The organism is Oceaniovalibus guishaninsula JLT2003 (assembly GCF_000299575.1).
Taxonomy (GTDB): Bacteria; Pseudomonadota; Alphaproteobacteria; order Rhodobacterales; family Rhodobacteraceae; genus Palleronia; species Palleronia guishaninsula.
The window spans coordinates 48,530-71,545 of sequence record NZ_AMGO01000006.1; the positions used below are offsets into that span (position 1 = coordinate 48,530).

At 68.3% G+C, this 23,016-nt stretch carries 23 protein-coding genes; 8 read left to right on the forward strand and 15 right to left on the reverse strand.

Features of this window, described 5'->3' with window-relative positions:
* The first annotated feature begins 36 nt into the window (after positions 1-36).
* Together OCGS_RS01225 and OCGS_RS01230 are read left to right on the forward strand one after the other, a co-directional pair.
* Positions 37-1,206: an alpha-hydroxy acid oxidase gene (locus tag OCGS_RS01225; protein WP_007425389.1), complete on the forward strand. Its 1,170-nt coding sequence runs from the start codon at positions 37-39 to the stop codon at positions 1,204-1,206.
* Positions 1,207-1,214: 8 nt separating this feature from the next.
* On the forward strand, positions 1,215-3,119 hold the full coding sequence (locus tag OCGS_RS01230) for an alpha-amylase family protein (RefSeq protein WP_007425390.1): 1,905 nt from the start codon (positions 1,215-1,217) through the stop codon (positions 3,117-3,119).
* On the opposite strand, the gene OCGS_RS01235 is transcribed toward OCGS_RS01230, so the two are convergent.
* Positions 3,099-4,262 (reverse strand): MFS transporter, encoded by a 1,164-nt coding sequence (locus OCGS_RS01235; RefSeq protein ID WP_040610270.1) that lies wholly within the window; start codon positions 4,260-4,262, stop codon positions 3,099-3,101. The two genes, OCGS_RS01230 and OCGS_RS01235, sit on opposite strands and share 21 nt — an antisense overlap.
* 137 nt (positions 4,263-4,399) lie before the next feature.
* Between OCGS_RS01235 and OCGS_RS01240 the strand changes: the two genes are divergently transcribed.
* The 5 genes from OCGS_RS01240 to OCGS_RS01260 all read left to right on the forward strand — a co-directional run bounded on the left by OCGS_RS01240 (position 4,400) and on the right by OCGS_RS01260 (position 8,224).
* Positions 4,400-5,065: a 50S ribosomal protein L25/general stress protein Ctc gene (locus OCGS_RS01240; protein ID WP_040610292.1), complete on the forward strand. Its 666-nt coding sequence runs from the start codon at positions 4,400-4,402 to the stop codon at positions 5,063-5,065.
* 112 nt (positions 5,066-5,177) lie between these two features.
* Positions 5,178-5,849 (forward strand): aminoacyl-tRNA hydrolase, encoded by a 672-nt coding sequence (pth, locus tag OCGS_RS01245; protein ID WP_040610293.1) that lies wholly within the window; start codon positions 5,178-5,180, stop codon positions 5,847-5,849.
* Complete coding sequence (locus OCGS_RS01250) at positions 5,846-6,871, forward strand: DUF2332 domain-containing protein (protein WP_007425394.1); 1,026 nt, start codon at positions 5,846-5,848, stop codon at positions 6,869-6,871. The genes pth and OCGS_RS01250 overlap by 4 nt, the downstream gene beginning before the upstream one ends.
* Positions 6,872-6,875: 4 nt before the next feature.
* Entirely contained in the window at positions 6,876-7,259 is a 384-nt protein-coding gene (locus OCGS_RS01255; RefSeq protein ID WP_007425395.1) for a DUF2237 family protein, read from the forward strand.
* 74 nt (positions 7,260-7,333) lie between these two features.
* Entirely contained in the window at positions 7,334-8,224 is an 891-nt protein-coding gene (locus OCGS_RS01260; protein WP_007425396.1) for an alpha/beta fold hydrolase, read from the forward strand.
* A gap of 5 nt (positions 8,225-8,229) precedes the next feature.
* Here the strand turns inward: OCGS_RS01260 and trpB are convergent, their stop codons facing one another.
* From trpB to trmB, 9 genes are all read right to left on the reverse strand, one after another.
* Complete coding sequence (gene trpB, locus OCGS_RS01265; protein WP_007425397.1) at positions 8,230-9,462, reverse strand: tryptophan synthase subunit beta; 1,233 nt, start codon at positions 9,460-9,462, stop codon at positions 8,230-8,232.
* Between the two features lie 67 nt (positions 9,463-9,529).
* Positions 9,530-9,835: a hypothetical protein gene (locus OCGS_RS01270; protein ID WP_007425398.1), complete on the reverse strand. Its 306-nt coding sequence runs from the start codon at positions 9,833-9,835 to the stop codon at positions 9,530-9,532.
* Positions 9,836-9,866: 31 nt separating this feature from the next.
* Complete coding sequence (locus OCGS_RS01275; protein ID WP_007425399.1) at positions 9,867-10,529, reverse strand: phosphoribosylanthranilate isomerase; 663 nt, start codon at positions 10,527-10,529, stop codon at positions 9,867-9,869.
* A 3-nt stretch (positions 10,530-10,532) separates the two neighbouring features.
* Positions 10,533-10,901 carry a lipopolysaccharide assembly protein LapA domain-containing protein gene (locus tag OCGS_RS01280; protein WP_007425400.1) on the reverse strand — a complete coding sequence of 123 codons (369 nt, stop codon included), beginning with the start codon at positions 10,899-10,901 and terminating at the stop codon, positions 10,533-10,535.
* 7 nt (positions 10,902-10,908) lie between these two features.
* Positions 10,909-11,190: an integration host factor subunit beta gene (gene ihfB / locus OCGS_RS01285; RefSeq protein ID WP_007425401.1), complete on the reverse strand. Its 282-nt coding sequence runs from the start codon at positions 11,188-11,190 to the stop codon at positions 10,909-10,911.
* Between the two features lie 199 nt (positions 11,191-11,389).
* Positions 11,390-13,069: a 30S ribosomal protein S1 gene (rpsA, locus tag OCGS_RS01290; RefSeq protein WP_007425402.1), complete on the reverse strand. Its 1,680-nt coding sequence runs from the start codon at positions 13,067-13,069 to the stop codon at positions 11,390-11,392.
* A 192-nt stretch (positions 13,070-13,261) separates the two neighbouring features.
* Positions 13,262-13,864, reverse strand: coding sequence for a (d)CMP kinase (locus OCGS_RS01295; RefSeq protein ID WP_007425403.1), 603 nt, complete (start codon positions 13,862-13,864; stop codon positions 13,262-13,264).
* Complete coding sequence (aroA, locus tag OCGS_RS01300; RefSeq protein WP_007425404.1) at positions 13,861-15,216, reverse strand: 3-phosphoshikimate 1-carboxyvinyltransferase; 1,356 nt, start codon at positions 15,214-15,216, stop codon at positions 13,861-13,863. The genes OCGS_RS01295 and aroA overlap by 4 nt, the downstream gene beginning before the upstream one ends.
* A gap of 60 nt (positions 15,217-15,276) precedes the next feature.
* Complete coding sequence (trmB, locus tag OCGS_RS01305; protein WP_007425405.1) at positions 15,277-15,978, reverse strand: tRNA (guanine(46)-N(7))-methyltransferase TrmB; 702 nt, start codon at positions 15,976-15,978, stop codon at positions 15,277-15,279.
* A gap of 78 nt (positions 15,979-16,056) precedes the next feature.
* On the opposite strand from trmB, the gene OCGS_RS01310 reads away from it, so the two are divergent.
* On the forward strand, positions 16,057-16,611 hold the full coding sequence (locus tag OCGS_RS01310) for a peroxiredoxin (RefSeq protein ID WP_007425406.1): 555 nt from the start codon (positions 16,057-16,059) through the stop codon (positions 16,609-16,611).
* On the opposite strand, the gene OCGS_RS01315 is transcribed toward OCGS_RS01310, so the two are convergent.
* Genes OCGS_RS01315 through ade form a run of 5 tightly spaced genes read right to left on the reverse strand, consistent with a single transcriptional unit; the run spans position 16,608 to position 22,974 of the window.
* Positions 16,608-17,168, reverse strand: a complete 561-nt coding sequence (locus OCGS_RS01315; RefSeq protein WP_007425407.1) for a PqiC family protein — start codon at positions 17,166-17,168, stop codon at positions 16,608-16,610. The two genes, OCGS_RS01310 and OCGS_RS01315, sit on opposite strands and share 4 nt — an antisense overlap.
* A gap of 1 nt (position 17,169) precedes the next feature.
* The gene (locus OCGS_RS01320; RefSeq protein WP_007425408.1) at positions 17,170-20,016 is read right to left on the reverse strand and encodes an MlaD family protein; all 2,847 of its coding nucleotides are present in this window, start codon (positions 20,014-20,016) and stop codon (positions 17,170-17,172) included.
* Positions 20,013-20,633, reverse strand: a complete 621-nt coding sequence (locus OCGS_RS01325) for a paraquat-inducible protein A (RefSeq protein WP_007425409.1) — start codon at positions 20,631-20,633, stop codon at positions 20,013-20,015. Before OCGS_RS01325 ends, OCGS_RS01320 begins: the two co-directional genes overlap by 4 nt.
* Positions 20,630-21,256 carry a paraquat-inducible protein A gene (locus OCGS_RS01330; protein ID WP_007425410.1) on the reverse strand — a complete coding sequence of 209 codons (627 nt, stop codon included), beginning with the start codon at positions 21,254-21,256 and terminating at the stop codon, positions 20,630-20,632. Before OCGS_RS01330 ends, OCGS_RS01325 begins: the two co-directional genes overlap by 4 nt.
* 26 nt (positions 21,257-21,282) lie before the next feature.
* Positions 21,283-22,974 (reverse strand): adenine deaminase, encoded by a 1,692-nt coding sequence (ade, locus tag OCGS_RS01335; protein WP_040610294.1) that lies wholly within the window; start codon positions 22,972-22,974, stop codon positions 21,283-21,285.
* Between the last annotated feature and the right edge of the window lie 42 nt (positions 22,975-23,016).

The following is a 23,016-nucleotide window of genomic DNA, read 5'->3' on the forward strand; positions in this document are numbered from 1 at the left end:
CCCGCTAATCATGGGCGGGACCACGGAAGGACGCCCATGCCCCCCATTACCGAGATCGAGGATCTGCGGCGGATCTACAAACGGCGAGTGCCGCGGATGTTCTACGATTACTGCGAAAGCGGCAGCTGGACCGAGCAGACCTTCCGCGAGAACAGCAGCGATTTCGACCTTCTGCGCCTGCGCCAGCGCGTCGCCGTCGACATGGCCGGGCGCAGCACCGCGACACGGATGATCGGGCAGGACGTGGCGATGCCCGTGGCCCTCGCCCCTGTCGGGCTGACGGGCATGCAGCACGCGGACGGCGAGATCCTCGCCGCGCGCGCGGCCGAGGCTTTCGGCGTGCCGTTCACCCTGTCCACCATGTCCATCTGTTCCATCGAGGATGTGGCCGAACATACCACAGAACCCTTCTGGTTTCAGGTCTATACGCTGAAGGACGACGACTTCATGCGGCGCCTGTTCGAGAGGGCGCGCGATGCGGGATGTTCGGCCATCGTCATCACCGTCGATCTTCAGATCATGGGTCAGCGGCACAAGGATATTCGCAACGGCCTGTCGGCCCCGCCCAAGCTGACCGCGAAATCGCTGGCCGACATGGCGACGCGCGTGGGCTGGGGGCTGGAGATGCTGCGCACGAAGCGGCGATCCTTCGGCAACATCGTCGGTCACGCCAAGGGCGTCAGCGATCCGTCCTCGCTGGCGTCCTGGACGGCCGAGGCGTTCGATCCGTCGCTGACATGGGACCGCATCGGCAAGCTGATGGAGATGTGGGGCGGCAAGGTGATCCTCAAGGGCATTCTGGATGCCGACGACGCGCGCATGGCGGTCAAGGTCGGCGCCGATGCCATCGTGGTCAGCAACCACGGCGGGCGGCAACTGGACGGGGCCATCAGCTCGATCCGGGCGCTGCCCGAGATCATGGATGCCGTTGGAGGCGAGATCGAGGTGCATCTGGATGGCGGCATCCGGTCGGGTCAGGACGTGCTGAAGGCCGTGGCGCTGGGGGCCAAGGGCACCTATATCGGCCGGGCCTTCGTCTATGGCCTCGGCGCGCGGGGGCAGCGCGGCGTGACCGAGGCGCTGGAGGTGATCCACAAGGAACTTGACACGTCTATGGCGCTGTGCGGGCGCAAGCGGATCGAGGACGTGGATCGCGACATCCTGCTGGTGGACGACGATTTCCACCGCTTCCGCCGCAACGCCTGACCGGGACGATGCCCTCGCTTTCCGCCGCGACCGTGGCCGACGATACGCTGTTCGACTGGCGCTGGCAGCGGGCCGAGGCCGACCTGATCGCGCCGCTGACGCGGCTATACGGCGGACGGGTGGAGATGGCCGCCTTCCGCGACCGGCTGCGCGCCCTTCTGCGCGCGAAATGGGAGGCGCGGCCGGCGGATCTGCGGGCACTGGACCTGCGGCGCGACCTGAACCCGCGCTGGTTCATGGATCAGCGGATGGCGGGCTATGTCTTCTATATCGACCGCTTCTGCGGCACGCTGAAGGCCCTGCCCGACCGGATCCCCTATCTGACCGATCTGGGCATTACCTATGCCCATTTCATGCCCTGCCTGAAACCGCGCCCCGGCGACAGCGACGGCGGCTATGCGGTGATGGATTACGGCGCCATCGACCCGCGGCTGGGCGACATGGACGATTTCCGCGCCGCCACGGCCGCGCTGCGCGAAGCGGGCATATCGACCTGCATCGACATGGTGCTGAACCACACGGCGGCCGAGCATGACTGGGCGATGCGCGCCAAGGCGGGCGATCCGTTCTATCGGGCCTTCTATCACGTCTTCGACGACGACACCCTGCCGCGCCAATACGAACGCACCCTGCTGGAGGTCTTTCCCAACCAGGCGCCGGGCAATTTCACACTCGATCCCGAGATGGGCAAATGGGTCTGGACGACCTTTAACGCCTTTCAGTGGGATCTGAACTGGGCCAACCCCGAGGTCTTCCTCGCCATTCTCGGCATCGTTCTCGATCTCGCCAATGCGGGGGCCGAAGTGCTGCGCCTCGACGCGGTGGCGTTCATGTGGAAGCGGCTGGGCACCGTCAGCCAGAATGAGCCCGAGGTGCACGACATCCTTCAGGCGATCAACCAGGCCACGTCCATCGCCGCCCCCGCGATCATCCACAAGGCCGAGGCGATCGTCGCGCCGTCCGATCTGGTGCCCTATCTGGGCGCCGGGCGTCATGCCGGGCGGGTCTGCAATTTGGCCTATCACAACAGCCTGATGGTGCAGTTCTGGTCGGCGCTGGCCAGCGGGCGCACCGATCTGATGGCCGACGTGCTGGACCGGCACTTTCCCGACGCCTTCGTCGATGCGCAATGGGCGACCTATATCCGCTGCCACGACGATATCGGTTGGGCCGTCACCGAAGAGGACGCGGAACGCGCAGGCGTTACCGGCCCCGGCCATCGCGCCTTCCTGTCGGACTTCTATGCCGGCCGGTTCCCCGGCAGCTTCGCGCGGGGCGGCGACTTCCAGATCAACGACGCGACAGGCGACCGGCGGACCAACGGCAGCTTCGCGTCCCTGGCCGGACTGGAACAGGCGGTCGAGCTGGGCGATCCCCGCGCCATCGACCTGGCCGTGAACCGGATCCTGATGGGCCACGCGCTGATCGCCGCCTTCGGGGGGATGCCGCTGATCTATATGGGCGACGAGCTGGGACTGACGAACGACCACACCTATCTCGACGATCCCGACCGGCGGGGCGACAGCCGCTGGATGCAGCGCCCGGCGATGGACTGGGCGCTGGCCGCCAGCGCCCCCCTGGCCGACGCGCCGCATGGCTGGATCTGGCGCGGCGTGCGGCACCTGCTGGCCGTCCGCGCCGCCACGCCCGAACTGGCCGGCACCGTACCGACGCGCATCCTGAAAACCGGGCACGACCGCATTTTCGCCTTCCGCCGTCCCGGCCTGGACGGCACGATGACGGCGATCTTCAACTTCGCGGACAATTGGCAGCGGATCGCGGTCGAGGCCCTCGGCCTCGACCTGGCGGCCCTGCCCCCGGACCTGATCACCGGCACCGCGCCGACGGCGGATGGCGGCGATCTGGTGCTGCCGCCCTATGGCCGTCTATGGTTACGCGCGGCTTTCGACTGACGGCGCGGCCGATACCCGGACCAGCATCGCCACGAAAACCGGCACCGCCAGCAGCATGACCGCGATGGCCGAAAAGGCGATCCGCAGACCGTAACCCTGCGCCACCAGCCCCATCAGCGGCGGGGCTATGAAGAAGCCCAGAAAACCGATGACGGCGACCTTGGCGATGGAATTGGTCCGATGCCGCGGCGGCACGGCGCGGCCCACCATCGCCAGCGCCATCGGCGCCAAGACCGACACGCCAAGACCCAGCGCCGCAAACCCGACATAGGCCACCGCGATGCTGCCCGCCCAGGCCGCCGTCGCGGACCCCGCGGCCGATACCAGCGACGCCCAGACCAGGACCGTGCGCGCGCGCCAGCGGTCGGCCACAACTTGTCCCGACAGCCGCCCGACGAACATCGTCAGCCCCAGCAGCGTCGGACCCAGCGCGCCCTCGGCCGCGCGGCCGCCCAGCGTGCGTTCAAGATGCAGGGCGGACCAGCCTTCGCTGGCATTCTCGGCCATGAAGCCGACGGTGACGATCAGCCCGCCCCAAACGACGACGCGCAGCGGAAAGCCGCCCGATGCCCCAGCGTCATCCCCGGATGTGTCTGCCACAGGCTGATGCATCGCGCGCGTCGCCAGAAGACCGATCAGCGTCAGCGGCGCAAAGATCGCCAGTGCGGGCAGACCCGCCTCGCGCCCGATCCCGGCCCAGATCGCCCCGAACATGTAGGCAAGCGAGAACATCGCATGGTTGAGGTTCATCAGCGGCGCGTCCGCCCGCGCCTCGGCCTCGCTGACGCGGGCGTTCATCACCACGTCGAGAAGGCCCGACGACAGCCCGCACAGCCCCATCGCCAGACCGAAAACCACAAGGCCGGGCGCGATGCCCGGCAGCAGGAACGCGCAGGCCAGCATCGCCGCCGCCATCGGCATCGCCCGGACGCCCAGCCGCCGGTCGGCCAGGGGCGCCAGCCACATCGCCGTGACCAGCCCCAGCGCCGATGCGAACAAGGCCGCGCCGAAGGCCGCATCGCCCGCGCCCAGCGCCAGCTTGATCTGCGGGACCATGGCCGCGAACGCCCCCCAGAGGCTGCCCATCACGGCGAAGGCCGGGGCGGTGCGGCGCGACAGATGCAGGGCGGATCGAAGCGACATGGCGGCCCCTTTTGCGGCGATCCCCGGCCATGGCACGCCTGCCCGGCCTTTTCAATCGCGCGGCCATGCCCTATAGGCACCGGGCCGCGCGGACACCCTTGGAGGCAGCGGCGCCCACATCAATGGAGACCACCGAAATGGCTGGCGAAACACCGGATATCCAGGCCATGGAACGGACGGGGACAGGCAAGGGGGCCGCCCGTCAAGCCCGTCGCGACGGATACGTTCCTGGCATCGTTTACGGCGGCGGGACCGATCCCCTGCCCATCAACCTGCCCTATAACGCGCTGATCAAGCACCTGAAGGCCGGGCGCTTCCTGTCCACGCTCTTCAACCTCAAGGTCGAGGGGCACGAGGACGTGCGCGTCATCTGCCGCAACGTGCAGCGCGACGTGGTCAAGGATTTGCCCACGCATGTCGATCTGATGCGCCTGCGCCGCACCAGCCGCGTGAACCTGTTCATTCCGGTCGAACTGACCGGCGAGGAACAATCGCCCGGTCTGAAGAAGGGCGGCGTGCTGACGATGGTGCGGCCCGAGGTCGAACTGCGCTGCACCGCGGGCGACATTCCCGAAAAGATCGTCGGCGACGTGTCGCAGATGGATATTGGCGATACGCTGACGATCTCGATGATGCAGATGCCCGAAGGCAGCCGCGCGACGATCGACCGCGACTTCGTGATTGCCAACATCCAGGCGCCGTCGGGACTGGCATCGCAGAAGGACGACGAGGACGAGGCGGAAGCCGAGGTCGCCGCCGACGAGGTTCCGACGACCGAGATGGGACCGCCCGACGGCGAGTGAGCGTCACCGCAGCCAACGGCACGGCGCGCCCTTCAAGGCGCGCCGTTTTCGTCTCTGGCCACGGCGCCCGCGCCCGTGGCATCAGGGACACGTCGCAATGCAGGAGGACGCCATGCGCCTGATCGTCGGCCTGGGCAATCCGGGTGCGAAATATGCGGGGCACCGGCACAACGTCGGCTTCATGGCCGTGGACCGGATCGCCGCCGATCACGGCTTTCCGCCGTTCCGCGCGCGCTTTCAGGGCGAAATCAGCGAGGGACGGCTGGGCGAGGCGAAGGTCGCGCTGCTGAAACCCGGCACGTTCATGAACCTGAGCGGGCAGTCGGTGGGCGAGGCCGCGCGTTTCTTCAAGCTCGACCCCGCCGACATCGTCGTCCTGCATGACGAGATCGACCTTGCCCCCGGCAAGCTGAAGACCAAGACCGGCGGCGGGCATGCCGGGCATAACGGGCTGCGGTCGCTGCATCAGCATCTGGGCCCCGACTGTGCCCGAGTGCGGATCGGCGTCGGGCATCCCGGCCACAAGGACGCGGTGCCGGGCTATGTGCTACATGATTTCGCCAAGGCCGATGCCGATTGGCTGGACAACCTGCTGCGCGGCATCTCGGACGGGGCGCCGGCGCTGGCTGCGGGCGATTTCGCCGCGTTCACCAATGCCGTCGGTCTGCGGACGGCCGCCCCGCGGGTCGAAAGGCCGCAAACCCCGCCGCGCTCGTCCGAGATGCCCGAGCCGGCGCCCGACACGCGATCCGCCCTGCAACGACTGGCGGATCGGTTCCGGTGAACGTGCGCGAAGCGTTTGCCGCGCAGGCGCCGGTCTGCGACGATCTGGGATCGCCCTTCACCGCGCGGCTGATGCGGCTTTGCGCCGAACGCCTGGAACGCGGCAATGCGGTGGCCGACCGCGTCCTCGACTGGCCCGAGGACCCAAGCAACCGTGCCAGCGCCCTGCCCCTGCGCGTGGCCGGTATCCTGCACCGGCTGGTGCTGGCGGGCGACGCGGGTCTGGCGGCGGTCTATCCGCCACACGACGCAACGGACGGTGCGCTCTGGTCCGCCGTGACGCAGGCGATGAAGGACCATGCGGACGCCTTGCTGGACTGGATCGACAGCCCGCCGCAGACAAACGAGGTGCGGCGCGCGGCGGCGCTGATCCCGGCGCTGCACATGATCGCGGCGGCGGAAGACCGTCCCCTGGCGCTGCTGGAGCTGGGAGCCAGTGCGGGGCTGAACCTGAATGCCGATCGCTTCCGTCTGACGACAGGCGCTGTTTCGTATGGCCCGGCGGACAGTGCCGTCGTCCTGGCCCCCGGTTGGACCGGCGCTTCCCCGGCCCCGGCCGATCTGCATTTCGCGTCCCGCGAAGGGGTCGATCTGCGGCCCATAGACCCCGACGATCCCGAACAGCGGCGGCGTCTGTTGTCCTATATCTGGGCCGATCAGCCCGACCGCATGGCCCGGACCGAGGCGGCCATCGCCCTGCGCCGTGCCTCGGATGTGGTGCTGACAGCGGGGGATGCGGGCGGCTGGCTTGCCGAGCGGCTAGGTTGCAGGGCGGGCCTTGGAGTTCCCGTGGTCTATCACACCATCGCCTGGCAGTATTTTCCCCGAGCGACGCAGGCCGCCTGCGAAGCGTCGATGCGCGGTCACGGGAACCTCTGGCGCCTTGCGATGGAGGCGGACGGGGGCCGCAGGGGCGCGGCGATCACGCTGACGCGCTATCCCGAAGATCGGTCGATTCCGCTGGGGCGGGTCGATTTTCACGGGCGCTGGCTGGACTGGACGGGGCCGGTCGCGCTAGCGTGAGAGTATGGAAAAGGACGATGCCATCAACGTGCTGGGCGGGCCGCTGCGGCCCTGTTCGGGCGATCCCGTCACCGGATATTTCCGCGATGGCCATTGCAACACCTGCGACGCGGATACCGGCAGCCATACGGTCTGCGCGGTGATGACGGCGGAATTTCTGGCCTATTCCAAATACCTGGGCAACGATCTTTCGACCCCGGTGCCCGAATACCGCTTTCCCGGCCTGAAGCCCGGCGATCGCTGGTGTCTTTGCGCTGGCCGGTTCTTGCAGGCGCATCAAGAAGGCGTCGCGCCAAAGGTGTATCTGGCCGCCACGCATCGTCGCGCGCTGGAAGCCGTATCGCTGGACGTTCTGGAGCGACACGCCCTGGGTCCAGCACGCGACTGAAACAGGAACCCGACCGGCTTTCACGGGCTTGGCTCATCGGACACAAGTCAGAAAGGTTCAATATGAGACGAGCAGTGATCTTCAGCGCAGCGATTGCCTGCGCGTCGCCCGGCTGGGCGCAAACGGCTGCCGAGCGACTTTCGCTTCCTGCGCCCGAGGCGCGCGAGGGGACCACCACGACGATAGACGGCGCTGAGATCTTCCATTCCGAGAGCGGCAGCGGCGATACCGTGGTGCTTTTGCACGGTTATCCATTGTCGGGCGCGCTGTTCGGACGGGTGCGCGACATGCTGGATGACGACCACCGTGTCGTCACCATAGACCATCGCGGCTATGGCAAATCGACGACGCCCAAAGTGGTGACGGACGTGGCCACATATGCGTCGGACGCGCTGGCCGTTCTTGACGAACTGGGGATCGACAGCGCGGTCATCGGCGGCATGTCGATGGGCGGCCCGATCCTGTTCGAAATGTATCGCCAGAACCCGGATGTGTTCGACAAGGCCATCCTGATCGACACCAATGCCGGCCCCGCGAGCGCCATCGAGACGGGCATCTGGAACGGAACCATCACGGCGCTGGAAGACAGCGGCGAAGTAAGTGCGATCATTCCTTTCCTGCTACCCAACATGCTGACCGGCGAGACGCGGCTAGTAACGGCGCCGGCACAGGCCGATTATCTGGCCGAAGTCATCAAGCAATCGAGCCTCGACGGGGCGCTGGGTGGCGCGAAGGTGCTGGCAAACCGGCCCGACAGCACCGATACGCTGAAAAACATGGACATTCCCGTGCTGGTGATCGTCGGGCGCGAGGACACGCTCTATCCGGTCGCCATTTCGCAGCAGATGGCCGATGCAGCGCCGCGGGGCGAACTCGTTATCATTCCCGGTGCCGCCCATGCCGCCGTTTTCGAGAAACCGGACGAAGTCGGTCAGGCGATCGGCGCGTTTCTGTCCGCCGAATAAGCCTCTTAGCCGGGCATCTTCATGTCGAACCCAAGGTGCTTGGCGACGGTGAAGATGTCCTTGTCGCCCCTGCCGCACAGGTTCATCACCAGCAGATGATCGCGCGGCAGGTCCGGCGCGATCTTCATCACATGGGCGAGTGCATGGCTGGGTTCGAGCGCGGGAATGATGCCTTCCATGGCGCAGCAAAGCTGGAAAGCCTCCAGCGCCTCGGCATCGGTGATCGAGACGTATTTCGCGCGGCCGGTATCGTGCAGCCACGAATGTTCGGGGCCGATACCGGGGTAGTCGAGACCGGCGCTGATGCTGTGGCCTTCGAGGATCTGGCCATGAGAATCCTGTAGGAGATATGTGCGATTCCCGTGCAGCACGCCGGGCCGTCCGCCGGTCAGCGACGCGCAGTGCTGCATGGTGTCGTCCACGCCCTTGCCGCCCGCCTCGACCCCGACGATGGCCACGTCCTTGTCGTCGAGGAACGGATAGAACAGGCCCATCGCGTTGCTGCCCCCGCCGATGGCCGCGACCAGCGTATCGGGCAGCCGCCCCTCGGCCGCCTGCATCTGGTCGCGCACTTCCTTGCCGATGATAGACTGGAAGTCGCGCACCATCGCCGGATAGGGGTGCGGCCCCGCGACCGTGCCGATGCAATAGAACGTGTCGCGCACGTTCGTCACCCAGTCGCGCAGCGCGTCGTTCATCGCGTCCTTCAACGTGCCGCGCCCGGACGTGACCGGGATCACCTCGGCCCCCAGAAGGCGCATGCGGAAGACGTTGGGCGCCTGACGCTCGACATCGTGGGCGCCCATGTAGACGACGCATTGCAGGCCGAACTTGGCGCAGACGGTGGCGGTGGCGACGCCGTGCTGGCCCGCGCCGGTCTCGGCGATGATGCGCGACTTGCCCATGCGGCGGGCGAGGATGATCTGGCCCAGCACGTTGTTGATCTTGTGCGCGCCGGTATGGTTCAGCTCGTCGCGCTTGAGGTAGACCTTCGCACCGCCCAGACGGTCGGTCAGGCGTTCCGCGAAATAGAGGGGGCTGGGACGGCCGACATAATGGGTCCAGAGATCCTGCATCTCGGCCCAGAAGTCCGGGTCGGTCTTGGCATGTTCGTACCGGCGTTCCAGCTCGAGGATCAGCGGCATGAGCGTCTCGGACACGAAGCGCCCGCCGAACTGGCCGAAGCGCCCCTGTTCGTCCGGGCCGGTCATGAAGCTGTTGATCAGGTCGTCGGGCATGGTCGGTCCTTTACGGCGTGGAAGCGGTCTAGCGGCGGCGGGGCGCTGCGGCAAGTCGGGGGCGACGTCAGCGGCGGCGGCGCAGGTTCCGCCACCAAAGCCGCATCCGCACCATCGTGTGACCGATCAGCGGGCGCAGGAACGGCACGTCCACCGCCAGCACAAGCAGGCCCAGCGGGATCATCCACAACCCGAAGACCGGCAGGATCGCGGCGAAGCCGCCGACGACCAGCAACAGGCCCAGAGGAATGCGCGCCCAGCGCAGCCGCCCGGTCAGCAGCGATTGCACCATGCGCCGCGAGGGCGGCACCTGATCGGTGATCGCCGCGAATTGCCGGGCAATGCGGCGCTGTTCCTTGTCGGGTTGGGTCACGTGGGGGAATGTGGGCTGCGCGAGCCGGGGATCAATCAAGCGACGGCACGGCATCGAAGGCGCGGGCGGCATCGGCGAAGTTCCGCATCATCGCGGCGTCCTTGACGCCGGGCGCGGTTTCGATGCCCGACGACACGTCGAGTTGCCGCGCGCCTGTCAGCCGCATCGCCTGCGCGACATTGCCCGCGTGAAGTCCGCCCGCCAGCATCCACGGCACGGGCCAGCGGCGGCCCGCGATCAGCCGCCAGTCGAACCGCAGCCCGTTGCCGCCCGGCAGCGCGCCGCGCGGCGGGCGGGCATCGACCAGAAGCTGATCGGCCACGCGGCCGTATTCGGCCAGAAGCGGCAGATCGCCCTCGTCCGCGATGCCGACGGCCTTCATCACCGGCAGGCCGTAACGGTGGCGCAGACGGGCCACCCTGTCGGGGGATTCGCGGCCGTGAAGTTGCAGCATGTCGATGGGCACGGCATCCAGTATCGCGTCGAGATCGGCGTCGGACGCATCGACCGTCAGCGCGACCTTGCAGATGCCGGCGGGCACCGAGGCGGCCATGAGCGCGGCATCCGCCAGCGGAACGGACCGGGGCGACGGCGCGTAGAAGACGAAGCCGATATAGGCCGCGCCGGCCAGCACCGCCGCGGGCACATCGGCAGGGTCGGTCAGACCGCAGAATTTCAGGCGGGGGCCGGTCACGTCCTAGCGCGCGGCGATGGCCGGGCGATCCTCGACCAGGACCAGGACGTCGTCGTCGCCTTCGCGGAGGGGCCGCGCGCGCAACTGGGTCACTTCGCGCTGAAGCTGTTCCTTTTCGCGGCGTTCGTGGCGGGCGGCGGCGCGATGCTTGTGCTCGCGCGCCCATTCCCAGACGAAGCCGACCAGCACGCCCACCAAGACGCTGGCCAGGATGACGATGAACAGCGGCAGGCGGACCAGCCACGACCAGCCCAGAAAGCCCGCCATGCTGACCGGCAGCAGCCGCAACGTGACCATGCCGGCATTGGCCAGCGCGACCGTCACGAGGATGACGCCCAGCAGGATCAGCAGGGCGTATTTTACATAGGTCATCGGTGGCTCACTCTTTGTTCAGCCGGTCGCGCAGCAACTTGCCGGTCTTGAAGAAGGGCACGTATTTCTCTTCGACTTCAACCGATTCGCCGGTGCGGGGGTTCCGGCCCGTCCGCGCGTCGCGCTTCTTGACCGAGAAGGCGCCGAAACCGCGCAGTTCCACCCGGTCGCCGCGCGCCATCGCCTCGACGATGGAATCGAAGATCGTGTTCACAATCCTTTCCACGTCTTTCTGGTAAAGGTGCGGATTTTCGTCGGCCAGCTTCTGGACCAGTTCGGACCGGATCATCGTATTCCTTCCCCCCAAGGCGGGCGCGTCGCCGCATCGGCGGCACCCTAACGGCTTATAAACAAAGATCGCGCAGCGGAAAACTGTCTAGCAGGATATATGATATGTCCGCTTCCATACATTAAAAACCGCGGATGCGGACGAAAAGGGCCCCGGCGCGGAACGCGCGGGGCCCTGTCGATGTGCCTTGTCGGCGTCGTCAGCGATCGTCGCCCTTCAGCGCCGCGCCAAGGATGTCGCCCAGCGACGCGCCTGAATCGGAGCTGCCGTATTGTTCGACGGCTTCCTTTTCCTCGGCGATTTCGCGCGCCTTGATGGACAGGCCCAGGCGGCGGGTCTTCTGATCGACATTGGTGACGCGCACGTCGATCTTGTCGCCCACCTGGAAACGCTCGGGCCGCTGTTCGGCCCGGTCGCGCGACAGGTCGGACCGGCGGATGAAGGACTTGGCGCCTTCGTATTCCACCTCGATGCCGCCATCCTCGATCGCGGTGACGGTGACGGTGACGACCGTGCCGCGCTTGACGCCCTCGGTCGCGCCCGAGAAGCTGTCGTCGAGCGCCTTGATCGACAGGCTGATGCGCTCCTTCTCGACATCCACCTCGGTCACGACGGCCTGCACCACGTCGCCCTTGACGTAGTTCTGGATCGCTTCCTCGCCGCGCTGGTCCCAGCTGATGTCGGACAGGTGCACCATGCCGTCGATATCGCCGTCCAGCCCCACGAACAGGCCGAATTCGGTGATGTTCTTGACGTCGCCCTCGACCTGCGTGCCTTCGGGATGGGTTTCGGCGAAGACTTCCCACGGATTGCGCTGGGTCTGCTTGAGCCCGAGCGACACGCGCCGCTTCTGGCTGTCGATCTCGAGCACCATGACCTCGACCTCCTGGCTGGTCGAGACGATCTTGCCGGGATGGACGTTCTTCTTGGTCCACGACATTTCCGAGACGTGGACCAGCCCCTCGACCCCCGGCTCAAGCTCTACGAAGGCGCCGTAATCGGTGATGTTGGTCACGCGGCCGGTATGGACGGAATCGAGCGGGAACTTCGCCTCGACCGTATCCCACGGATCGTCCTGAAGCTGCTTCATGCCCAGGGAGATGCGGTGCGTTTCCTTGTTGATCTTGATGACCTGCACCTTGATCGTCTCGCCGATGGTGACGATCTCGGAGGGGTGGTTGACGCGGCGCCAGGCCATGTCGGTCACGTGCAGCAGGCCGTCCACGCCGCCCAGATCGACGAAGGCGCCGTATTCGGTGATGTTCTTGACCACGCCGTCGATGGCCTGCCCCTCGTGCAGGTTGCCGATGACCTCGGCCCGCTGCTCGGCGCGGGATTCTTCCAGAATGGCACGGCGCGAGACGACGATGTTGCCCCGGCGGCGATCCATCTTGAGGATCTGGAACGGCTGCTTGAGACCCATCAGCGGACCGGCATCGCGCACCGGGCGCACATCGACCTGCGAACCGGGCAGGAACGCCACGGCGCCGCCCAGATCGACGGTGAAGCCGCCCTTGACGCGGCCGAAGATCGCGCCGTCGACGCGGTTCTCGTCGGCATAGGCCTTTTCCAGACGGTCCCAGGCGGCTTCGCGGCGGGCCATCTCGTGGCTGATGACCGCCTCGCCGCGCGAATTCTCGACCTGGCGCAGATAAACCTCGACCTCGTCGCCGACATTGATTTCGGGGGACTGGCCGGGTTCGGCGAATTCCTTGAGATCGACGCGGCCTTCCATCTTGTAGCCGACGTCGATGATGGCCTGTCCCGCCTCGATGGCGATGACCTTGCCCCTGACCACCGAACCTTCGTCCGGGGTGTCGATCTCGAAGCTTTCGTTCAGCAGGTCTTCGAATTCCTGCATGGATGCGTTCTTAGCCATGTGGGCTGTGGGTTCCTATCGTTGCTTTTGACTGGCCGCGCGGTTGTCTCCGCCGGTCTTGGCTTGGCCGGTTGCGGGATGCGGCAAACGTAAAAGGGCCGGTAGCGACCGACCCTGCCCGTTCGTCCGAAGCTGTTCCGCCCCTTCGACGGGGCCTCTCTAGGCGAGGGCGCGCCGATTGGCAAGGCGCGGTCAGCCCATCGCCTGCCCGACGGCGGCGAGGGCACGGGCGACGGCCTCGTCGATGGACAGATCGGTGGTGTCGAGCAGCAGCGCGTCGTCGGCCGGGCGCATGGGCGCGTCGCTGCGGCCGGCATCGCGGGCATCGCGGGCGCGCACGTCGTCGAGCACCTGCGCCAGCGCGATGCCCGTCGCGGCCAGTTCGGCATGGCGGCGCGCGGCGCGGATTTCGGCGCTGGCGGTGACGTAAAGCTTCACCTGCGCGTCGGGGCAGATGACGGTGCCGATGTCGCGCCCGTCCAGCACCGCGCCACCCTCGCGCCGGGCGAAGCGGCGCTGAAAATCCAGCAGCGCCGCGCGGACGGCGGGAAGGGCGGCGGCGCGGCTGGCCGCCTCGGCCACGGCGGCGGTCCGCAGGTCGGGGCGGGCCAGATCGTCGGCCGTCAGGTCGGCGGCGGCGGCGGCGGGATCGTCGCCCGCCAGCGCACGCGCGCCGACCGCGCGGTAAAGCAACCCGGTATCGAGATGCGCGAACCCGAAGCGTTCGGCCACCGCCCGGCCGATGGTGCCCTTGCCGGCGGCGGCGGGGCCGTCGATGGCGACGGTGAAGATCATCGCGCGTCCCCCTGCACGAAGGTCGCGCCAAGATCGCGCATGAGGTCGATGAAGGCGGGAAAGGATGTGGCGATGGGACCGGCATCGTCCACCGTCACGCCCGCGCGCGCGGCAAGCCCGAGGCAGAGGAACGCCATCGCGATACGGTGGTCCAGCCGCGCCGCGACGGTGGCGCCGCCCGGAACGCCGCCCGGCCCGCGCCCCGCGACCGACCACCAGTCGGGGCCTTCGTCCACGGCGACGCCGCAATCGCGCAGGCCGCGCGCCATCGCGTCGATGCGGTCGCTTTCCTTGACGCGCAGTTCGGCGGTGCCCGGCATTTCGGTGACGCCTTGGGCGAAGGCGGCGACGACCGACAGGATCGGGTATTCGTCGATCATCGACGCGGCGCGGTCCGGCGGCACGGTGATGCCGCGCATGTCGGGCGAAAAGCGCGCGCGCAGGTCGGCCACGGGTTCACCGCCTTCGTCGCGCGGGTTTTCATAGGTCAGATCCCCGCCCATCTCGCGCAGCGTCTCGTACAGCCCGGCGCGGGTGGGGTTGAGGCCGATCCCCGGCACCAGAACGTCGGATCCGGGCACGATCAGCGCCGCGCAGACGGGGAAGGCGGCGCTGGACGGATCGCACGGAACGGCGACGGTCTGGGGACGCAGTTCGGGCTGGCCCTGTAGGGTGATGACGTGGCCTTCGTTCGTGCGTTCGGTCGCAATGTCGGCACCGAAGGCGGCGAGCATGCGTTCGGAATGGTCCCGCGTCGGCTCGCGCTCGGTCACGATGGTGGGGCCGCGGGCGTTCAGCGCCGCCAGCAGGATCGCGGACTTGACCTGCGCCGAGGCCATGGGCGTGGTGTAATCCACCGGCACCGGATCCGACGCGCCGATCAGCGTCAGCGGCAGCCGCCCGCCCGACCGCCCGAAGGCCCGCGCCCCGAACAGCGCCAGCGGATCGGTGATGCGCCCCATGGGCCGCGCGTTCAGCGACGCGTCGCCGGTGAACGTGACGGCGATGGGATGGGTGGCGACGGCCCCCATCAGCAGCCGCACGCCGGTGCCCGAATTGCCGCAGTCGATCACCCGGTCCGGTTCGGCCAGACCGCCGACGCCGACGCCGTGGACCGACCAGGCGCCGGGGCCGTGGCGTATGACCTCGGCCCCCAAGGCGGCCATCGCGCGCCCGGTATCCAGCACGTCCTGCCCTTCGAGCAGTCCGTCGATCCGCGTCTCGCCGACGGCCAGCGCGCCCAGGATCAGCGCGCGGTGGCTGATGGACTTGTCGCCCGGAATGGCGGCGGTGCCGGTCAGCGCGCCGCCGCTGCGCGCGGTCATGGGGCGGGGGTCGCCGTGGGGGGTCATGCGGGCCTCGCTGCGAAACGGCGCCACCCTACAGGGCGGGCCGGGATGCGCAAGCGCGGGTCAATCGCGGCGGAAGGTCAGGTAATGGGGCGTTCGGCCTTCGCGCAAGGCCTTCGATTCGTACCGGGTGCGGGTCCAGTCGGGCCAGGGATCGTGCAGCGGCGCCTCGACGCGGGTGAAGCCCGCGCGCGGCACTTCCTCCAGCGTCTGGCGGACATAATCGGGGATGTCGGTGGCGATGCGGAACGCCGCGCCCTTCGCCATGACGCGGGCCAGCGGCGCCAGATGGTCGGGGGTGACGAAGCGGCGGCGGTGATGGCGCGCCTTGGGCCACGGATCGGGGTAGAGAAGGAACGCGCGCCCGACGCTGGCATCCGGCAGCACGTCGAACAGGTCGCGCGCATCGCCCGGATGGACGGCCAGGTTGTCCACCCCTGCCGCGCGGATGCGGCCCAGCAGCATCGCCACGCCGTTGATATAGGGTTCGGCCCCGATGATGGCGACGTGGGGGTTCAGGGCGGCCTGATGCACCAGATGCTCGCCCCCGCCGAAGCCGATCTCGACCCAGACGGGGCGGTCGCCGAAGCGGGCGGCCAGATCCAGCTTGCGGCGGTCGGGATTGACGTCCCAATCCACCGGGCCGGGGGACAGCGTGGCCAGATCCTCGGCCAGATACGCCTGCTGGCTGCCGCGCAGGGTATGGCCCTTGCGGCGTCCATAGAAGTTGCGCCAGGGCGCGGCGGGGTGCTTGGGATCGGCCATCAGCGGGGTGCTAGTGGCGGCGGCGGCCGCTTGCAACCCGTGCGCGCGGTTGCGATTGTGGCGCAAAAGGATCGCGCGATGAGCCAGACAGACTGGGACACCCTGCCGGAACCCGCCGATGACGGCGCGGCGGATCACCTGACCGGGCAGGCCTTGCCCGACATCGCCCTGCCCTCGACCGACGGGGCCGACGTGCGGCTGGCGGTCGAGCCGGGAACGCTGGTGATCTATGCCTATCCGATGACCGGTCAGCCGGGCCGCGACCTGCCCGACGACTGGGACACGATCCCCGGCGCGCGCGGCTGCACGCCGCAAAGCTGCGCCTATCGCGACCATGCGGCCGAGCTGGCGGAGCTGGGCGTCGCCGCGATCTACGGCGTCTCGACCCAATCGACGGCATGGCAGCGCGAGGCGAAGGAACGGCTGGCCCTGCCCTTCGCGCTGCTGTCGGACGCGCATCTGCACCTGGCCGACGCGCTGAACCTGCCGCGGTTTCAGGCCGGGGGCGAGGTTCTGCTGCGGCGGCTGACGATGATCGTGCGCGACGGGATGATCGTGCGGGTGCACTACCCCGTCTTTCCGCCCGACGCGGATGCGGGCCGGGTGGCCGACTGGCTGCGCGCGAACCGCTAGAGGCCGTCGCGCGCGATCAGGCGGGCCAGTTCGGTCACGGCCAGCCCGCGCGCCACGGCGACCGATCCGCGATTGCCGACATCCCAGGGCTGCGCCAGCGCGAAGCGGCGGGCGACATCGGGGCGGTCGCCGTCCGAGGGAGCGACGTAGTATTGCCCGATCAGGCGGAACACGCCGTCGCGCCCGGCCAGCGCGCGGGTGATCCGCACCTCGACCCGCGCGTCGGGCGTGTCGAAGAACGGCCAGGGTTCGGCGGCGACGCGCGCGGGGGTCAGCGCCGCCAGCGCGAAGGCCAGTTCCTCGGTCATGCCGCGGATGGGATCGTCGGCCCAGAGCACGTTGTCATCGCTGATGAGCGTGCCCTCGGGCGTTTCCACGAAGATCGGTTCCTGCCCCGCATAGCGCGGCAGCGACACTTCGCGCACCTCGACCGAGGCGACCGAGACGGGGATGCGGTCGCCGGCGGGAATGGGCGGCACATCGACGCGGATCGTCTGCGTCGATCCGCAGGCGGCGAGCAGCAGCAGCGGCAGCGGCAGGATGCGGGCAAGTCTCATGTCACCGTCCGAAAAGCAGGGAATTGGGAGAGCGTTCGATGGTCCGGCTGAGCGAATCGACCGATTTCGCCGCCTCGCGGATGCTGCGCAGGGTGGATCGCGCCTCGCTGCCCAGCGCCCCGCTCGCCTCGTAGCCCGACAGCACGCCTTCGGCCTGGCCCAGAAGCGCGTTCAACTGCGCGACGATCGTGGGCAGTTCGCCCGACGCGTCGGCGATGGCGTCGGCGGCCTGCCGGGCCGAGACCAGCGTGGAATTGGCGTTTTCGACCAGGCCGCCTTCCTGAACCTCGATCAGCAGGCGCTGCACCTCGCCCAGCGCGTCCGACAGCGCGCCGGGCAGACGGGCGGTATCGTCGGACCCGATCAGCGTGTCGGCGCTGGCCAGAACGTCGCTGGCGCGCTGCGTCAGTTCCTGCAACGGCAGGTCGTTGGCATTGGCGACGAGGCGCTGCAATTCGTCGGCGACGGCCTGCGCGCGGGCGATCAGTTCGGGCGTGCCGTCGGCGGCGTCGGCCACGGCCTGCGCCGCGCGGCGCGCTTCCGCCAGCACGGGGGCAAGCTGCGCGTTGAGGTCGGTGACGGCGCTTTCCGTCGCGGCCAGCGCGCTGGCGGCGGTGCCGACAAGGTTTTCCTCGCGCAGTTCGGTCAGCAGAAGGCGCAGTTGCGTGACGGTCTGGTTCAGCGCGTCGGGCAGTTCGGTCGTGGCGGGCGCGGCGATCAGGGCGTTCACATCGGCCAACAGGGCGTTGACGCGCGAGACCACGGTGTCGAGCGGCAGATCGTCCACGTCCTGCACCACCGCGTCGAGGTTCGACGCCAGGCTTTCCAGTTGCGCGACCAGCGCCGGAACCCCGTCGATGGCGGTCGAGGCGGATCGCGCCGCCGTCAACGCCTCGTCCAGGATCGGGTCGATCCGGGTGCGGATTTCCGTGACCGAGACGGTCAGCGTGTCGAGCGCCGCATTCGCGTTGGCGATCAGGTTCGAGCCGCGGATGTCGGCCAGCAGCCCTTCGGTCTGCCGCAGTAGCGCGGACACGTCGCCGGTCAGCCCCTGCGTCGCGGGGGCGGCGACCAGCGTGTTCACCTCGGCCAGAATCTCGTCCACCGAGGCCACGATGCTGTCGAAGGGCAGATCGCGGATGTCGTTGATCAGCAAATCCAGATCGGCCACGGCGGCGTCGATGCCGTCCAGCGTCTCGGGCGCTTCGTCCATCGTTTCATAGACGGAATCGGCCGCAACCTCGGCCGCTTCCAGGGCGGCGACCAGCGCCTCGACCGCACCCGCCTCGGATATGCTTTGCACCAGCGATTCCAGTTCCTGCGCGGTGCCTTGCAGCGACGCCAGAACCTCGGACGCCTGAACCGGGATACCCTGCACGCTGTCCGAGGCGACCAGACGGCGCACATCGCCCAGAAGGCCCAGAACCTCGTCGGGGGTTTCGCGCACGCCCTCGTCGTTCAACAGCGCGTTGACGCTGCCCAGAACGGCGATGGCGCTGTCGAGCAATTCCTCGATCGGCAGGTTGTTCACGCGGTTGAACACGCCCTGCGCGGTGTCGGCGAAGTCCGATAGTTGCGCGGGCGTCGTCGGGATGATCGGCAACGGTTCGCGATCCGGGTCGAAATCGGCATCGGGCGGATCGGTGAGCTGCACCAGCCCGACCTGAAGTCCGCCCAGCAGCGACGCGCTTTGCAACTGCGCCCGCAGGCCGCTGGCGACGGCGAAATCCAGAAACTCCAGCACGTCGTCGGCGGTGGAATCGTCGGGCAAGCCCAGACGGCCGGGCCGGATTTCCAGCGTCGTCAGCAGCCGCACCTGCCGGTCGCCGAAACGATCCTCGTCCAGCAGGCCGGTCAGCGCCACGACCTCGCCCACGGCGATGCCGTTGAAATCGACCTTGGCACCCACTTCCAGCCCACCGACCGATTCCTCGAATATGGCGGCGATGCGCGCGGGTTCGCCCCCGCCGGTTCCGGCGAAGACGCTGTTGCGCGCGGCTTCCTCGTTCGGGAACAGCCGAAAGACGCTGCCCGGATCGACCGGCCCGCCGCCCGACACGGTGGTGTCGAACGCGACGCCGCCGCCCAGCAGGGCCGCGATGGACGACACGTCCAGCTTGGCCCCCTGCGCGCCGAAGCTGAAGCTGAAACCGGAAGTGTTCCAGAACCGCGTGGCGCTGGTGATCAGCCGCGATTCGGGCGCGCGGATGAAGGCGTCGGCGACGACCGACACCCCATCTTCGCCCAGACGCAGGTTGTCGATCTTGCCGACCTCGATGCCGCGATAGAGGATCGGCGTGCCGCTGGACAGACCGCTGATCGTCTCGCTGCGAAGAACGATCGTCAGCCCCTCCTCGCCGTAACGGATGAGCGGAGGCGACGACAGGCCGAGAAAGCGGTCCTGATCCTCGCCGGCGACGCTGTCCCAGCTTCCTTCGATGAAGACGCCCGACAGCACCGTTTCCAGCCCCGACACACCGCGCGCGCTGACCTCGGGGCGGACGACCCAGAATTGCGCGTCGGAATCGACGAACGGCCCCACCTCCTTGTCCAGCCGCACCTCGACCAGGACGTGTTCCAGATCGTCGGTGAAGCGCACTTCCTCGACGATGCCGACGGTCACGTCGCGGTAGCGCAGTTCGGTTTCGCCCGCGCGCACGCCGCTGGCATTGTCGAACTCGATCTCGATGCGGCGGCCCTCGTCCTGCCAGCTTTGCCAGACGACGCCCAGCGAGATGAGAAGCGCGCCGATGGGCACAATCCACACCACCGACACGCGGTCCAGAAGACTGCGGCGGGCCGGCTTGATCTCGGGCTCGGGGACGGCATCGGGCGGCAGGTCTGTCATCGGGCCCTTTCGCTGCCACTGTCCCAGATCATCCGGGGGTCGAAACTTTGCGCCGCCAGCATGGTGAAGATCACCGACAGCGCGAAGGTGATCGCGGCCGGGCCGGGATTGATGGACGCCACGACGCTGAGTTGCACAAGCGCGCTGAGGATGGCAACGACGAACACGTCGATCATCGACCAGCGGCCGATGAACTCGACCAGTTCGTAAAGTTTGTGGCGTCGATGCGACGATAACGCGGCCGGCCGCGAGATGGTCAGCGCCAGATAGGCGATGGCCACGAACTTGCCGATGGGGATGCCGACGCTGGCCACCAGGATGACCAGCGCGATCCCCAGCGCGCCGTGATGGATCAGCTCGACCGCGCCGCCGACGATGGTGGCGTCGGTTTCGGTGAACAGCACGCGGGTCTTGAGCATGGGAAACAGGTTGGCCGGAATGTAGCACATGAAGCCGACGATCAGCCACGCCCAGACCCGTTGCAGCGACCGCGTGTCGCGCGACTGCAAGGCCGATCCGCAGCGCGCGCATTCGGCCGTGCCCATCGGCCAGACGCGGGCGCAGCGGGTGCAGGCGACAAGGCCGCTTTCGCGCGCGGTGCGGATCGGCGCGGTCATGCGGGGCGGTTCTTCGGATCGAGGTCGCGCCAAATCATCCACCGCGAGATAAGGCTTTCCTGCAACAGGATGACGACGACCAGCGCCGCGAACATCCAGAAGGCCGGGCCGTAGCCCACCCGCGCCAGATCGCCCACCTTCACCAGCGCCACCGCGCAGCCGATGACGAAGATCTCGGCCATCGACCAGGGGCGCAGGTTTTCCGAAAGCCGGAACGCCGCCGCCGCCTGCGGCAACGGGGCGCGGTCGATGGCCAGAGGCGCGACGACGTAGAGCACCAGCAGCGACCGCAGCACCGGGATCAGCACGATCAGCGCGGCGACGGCGACAGACAGCGCCGTCATGATGCCGCCGTCCACGAAGGCCAGCGCGGTGTCGAACAGCGACGACGCGTTCGACATGCCCGCGACACGCACGTCGAGGAAGGGGAAGAACGTGGCGCCGATCATCAGGATGGTGACGGTCAGCGCCAGCGCGATGGTGCGCAGATAGGCCCCCCGCCGCGGCGCGATCAGCACATAGCCGCAACGCCGACAGATCGCCCGCTGGCCCAAGGCCGGAATGCGCGCCACATGCAGCGTGTCGCATTGCGGACAGGCGATGATGTCTTCCAGATCGGTCAAGCGGGCATCCCCGGATACGGCGGCCATCAGATGATGGCGAACCGGGTCACGTCAACCATGCCGCGGTCGGTGATCTTCAGCGCCGGGATGACCGGCAGGGCGAGGAAGGCCAGTTGCAGGAACGGCTCGTCCAGGGTGACGCCCAGCGACCGGGCCGCGCGGCGCAGCGCTACCAGGTCATCGCGCACGGATTCGAAGGGATCGAGGCTCATCAATCCCGCGACGGGCAGGGCCAGTTCGGCCAGCACCGCGCCGTCGCGGGCGACGACGAAGCCGCCCTCGATCCGGCCCAGCCGCGCGCAGGCCAGCGCCATGTCGTCGTAACCGACGCCCACGGCCACGATGTTGTGATGGTCGTGGCACACGGTCGAGGCGATGGCCCCCGCCCGCAACCCGAAGCCGCGCACGAAGCCCGAGGCGACATTGCCGTTCCTGCCGTGCCGTTCGATCACGGTGATGCGCGCCAGATCGCGGGCGGGATCGGGGCGCTTGTCGCCGTCCTGGGGCGGGACGGATTCGGTCAGATGTTCGGTGATGATCTTGCCGGGCAGGATGCCGATGACATCGGTTTCGGCCCGGTTCGATGCGGCGCGGAAGGTGTCGCGGGTTATCGTCGGCGCGCGAACGCTGTCGCGGCCGATGGAGGGCAGCGGCGCGCGGGCATCGAAGGCGGCCGCATCCGCGACGATGCCGTTGCACAGTACCAGCCGCGCATCGCATTCCGCCAGCGATCCGACCGCCACGATGTCGGCGCGCTTGCCCGGCGCGATCTGGCCGCGATCCTTCAGCCCGAACGCCTCGGCCGCGGACAGGGACGCGACGCGATAGGCGACCAGCGGATCGACGCCGCGCGCGATGGCGTGGCGGATCATGTGGTCGATATGCCCCTGCTCGCCGATATCCAGCGGATTGCGGTCGTCGGTGCAGAAGGCCAGATAGGGCGACAGCCGTTCGGTCATCAGCGGCAGCAGCGCGTCCAGATCCTTGCTGACCGATCCTTCGCGGATCAGGATCCGCATCCCCTTGCGCAGCTTCTCGCGCGCCTCGCCCTCGGTCGTCGCCTCGTGCTCGGTGCGGATGCCGGCGGCGATATAGGCGTTAAGGTCGCGCCCCGTAAGCTGCGGCGCATGGCCGTCGATATGGGCGCCCCTGAATGCCGTCAGCTTGGCCAGCGCGCCCGGATCGCGGTGAATGACACCGGGATAGTTCATGAATTCGGCCAGACCCAGCGCCGCCGGATGGTCGCGCAGCGCCACCAGCGCCGCGGCGTCGATATCGGCCCCGGACGTTTCCATGTCGGTCGAGGGCACGCAGGACGACAGCATGACCCGCAGGTCCATCACCATGCCGGCGGCGGCGTCCAGGAACCAGCGGATGCCGTCCACGCCCAGCACGTTGGCGATCTCGTGCGGGTCGCAGATGGCGGTGGTGACGCCGCGCGGCGCGACGCAGCGGTCGAATTCGAACGGGGTGACGAGGCTGGACTCGATATGCAGATGCGTGTCGATGAAGCCCGGCACCAGCGTCAGGCCGGTGACGTCGAGGATGCGCGCGCCGTCGTAATCCGCCCCGATCCCGGCGACGGTGCTGCCGCATATGGCCACGTCGCCGGGAACGGTGTCGCCGGTCGCCACATCCAGCACCGCGCCGCCGCGCAGCACCAGATCGGCAGGCAGGTCGCCGCGTGCGGTGGCGATGAGGCGGGCAAGGTCGGTCATGGCGCGCATCTAGGCCCAACAGGCGCCCCGCGTCCAGCGACC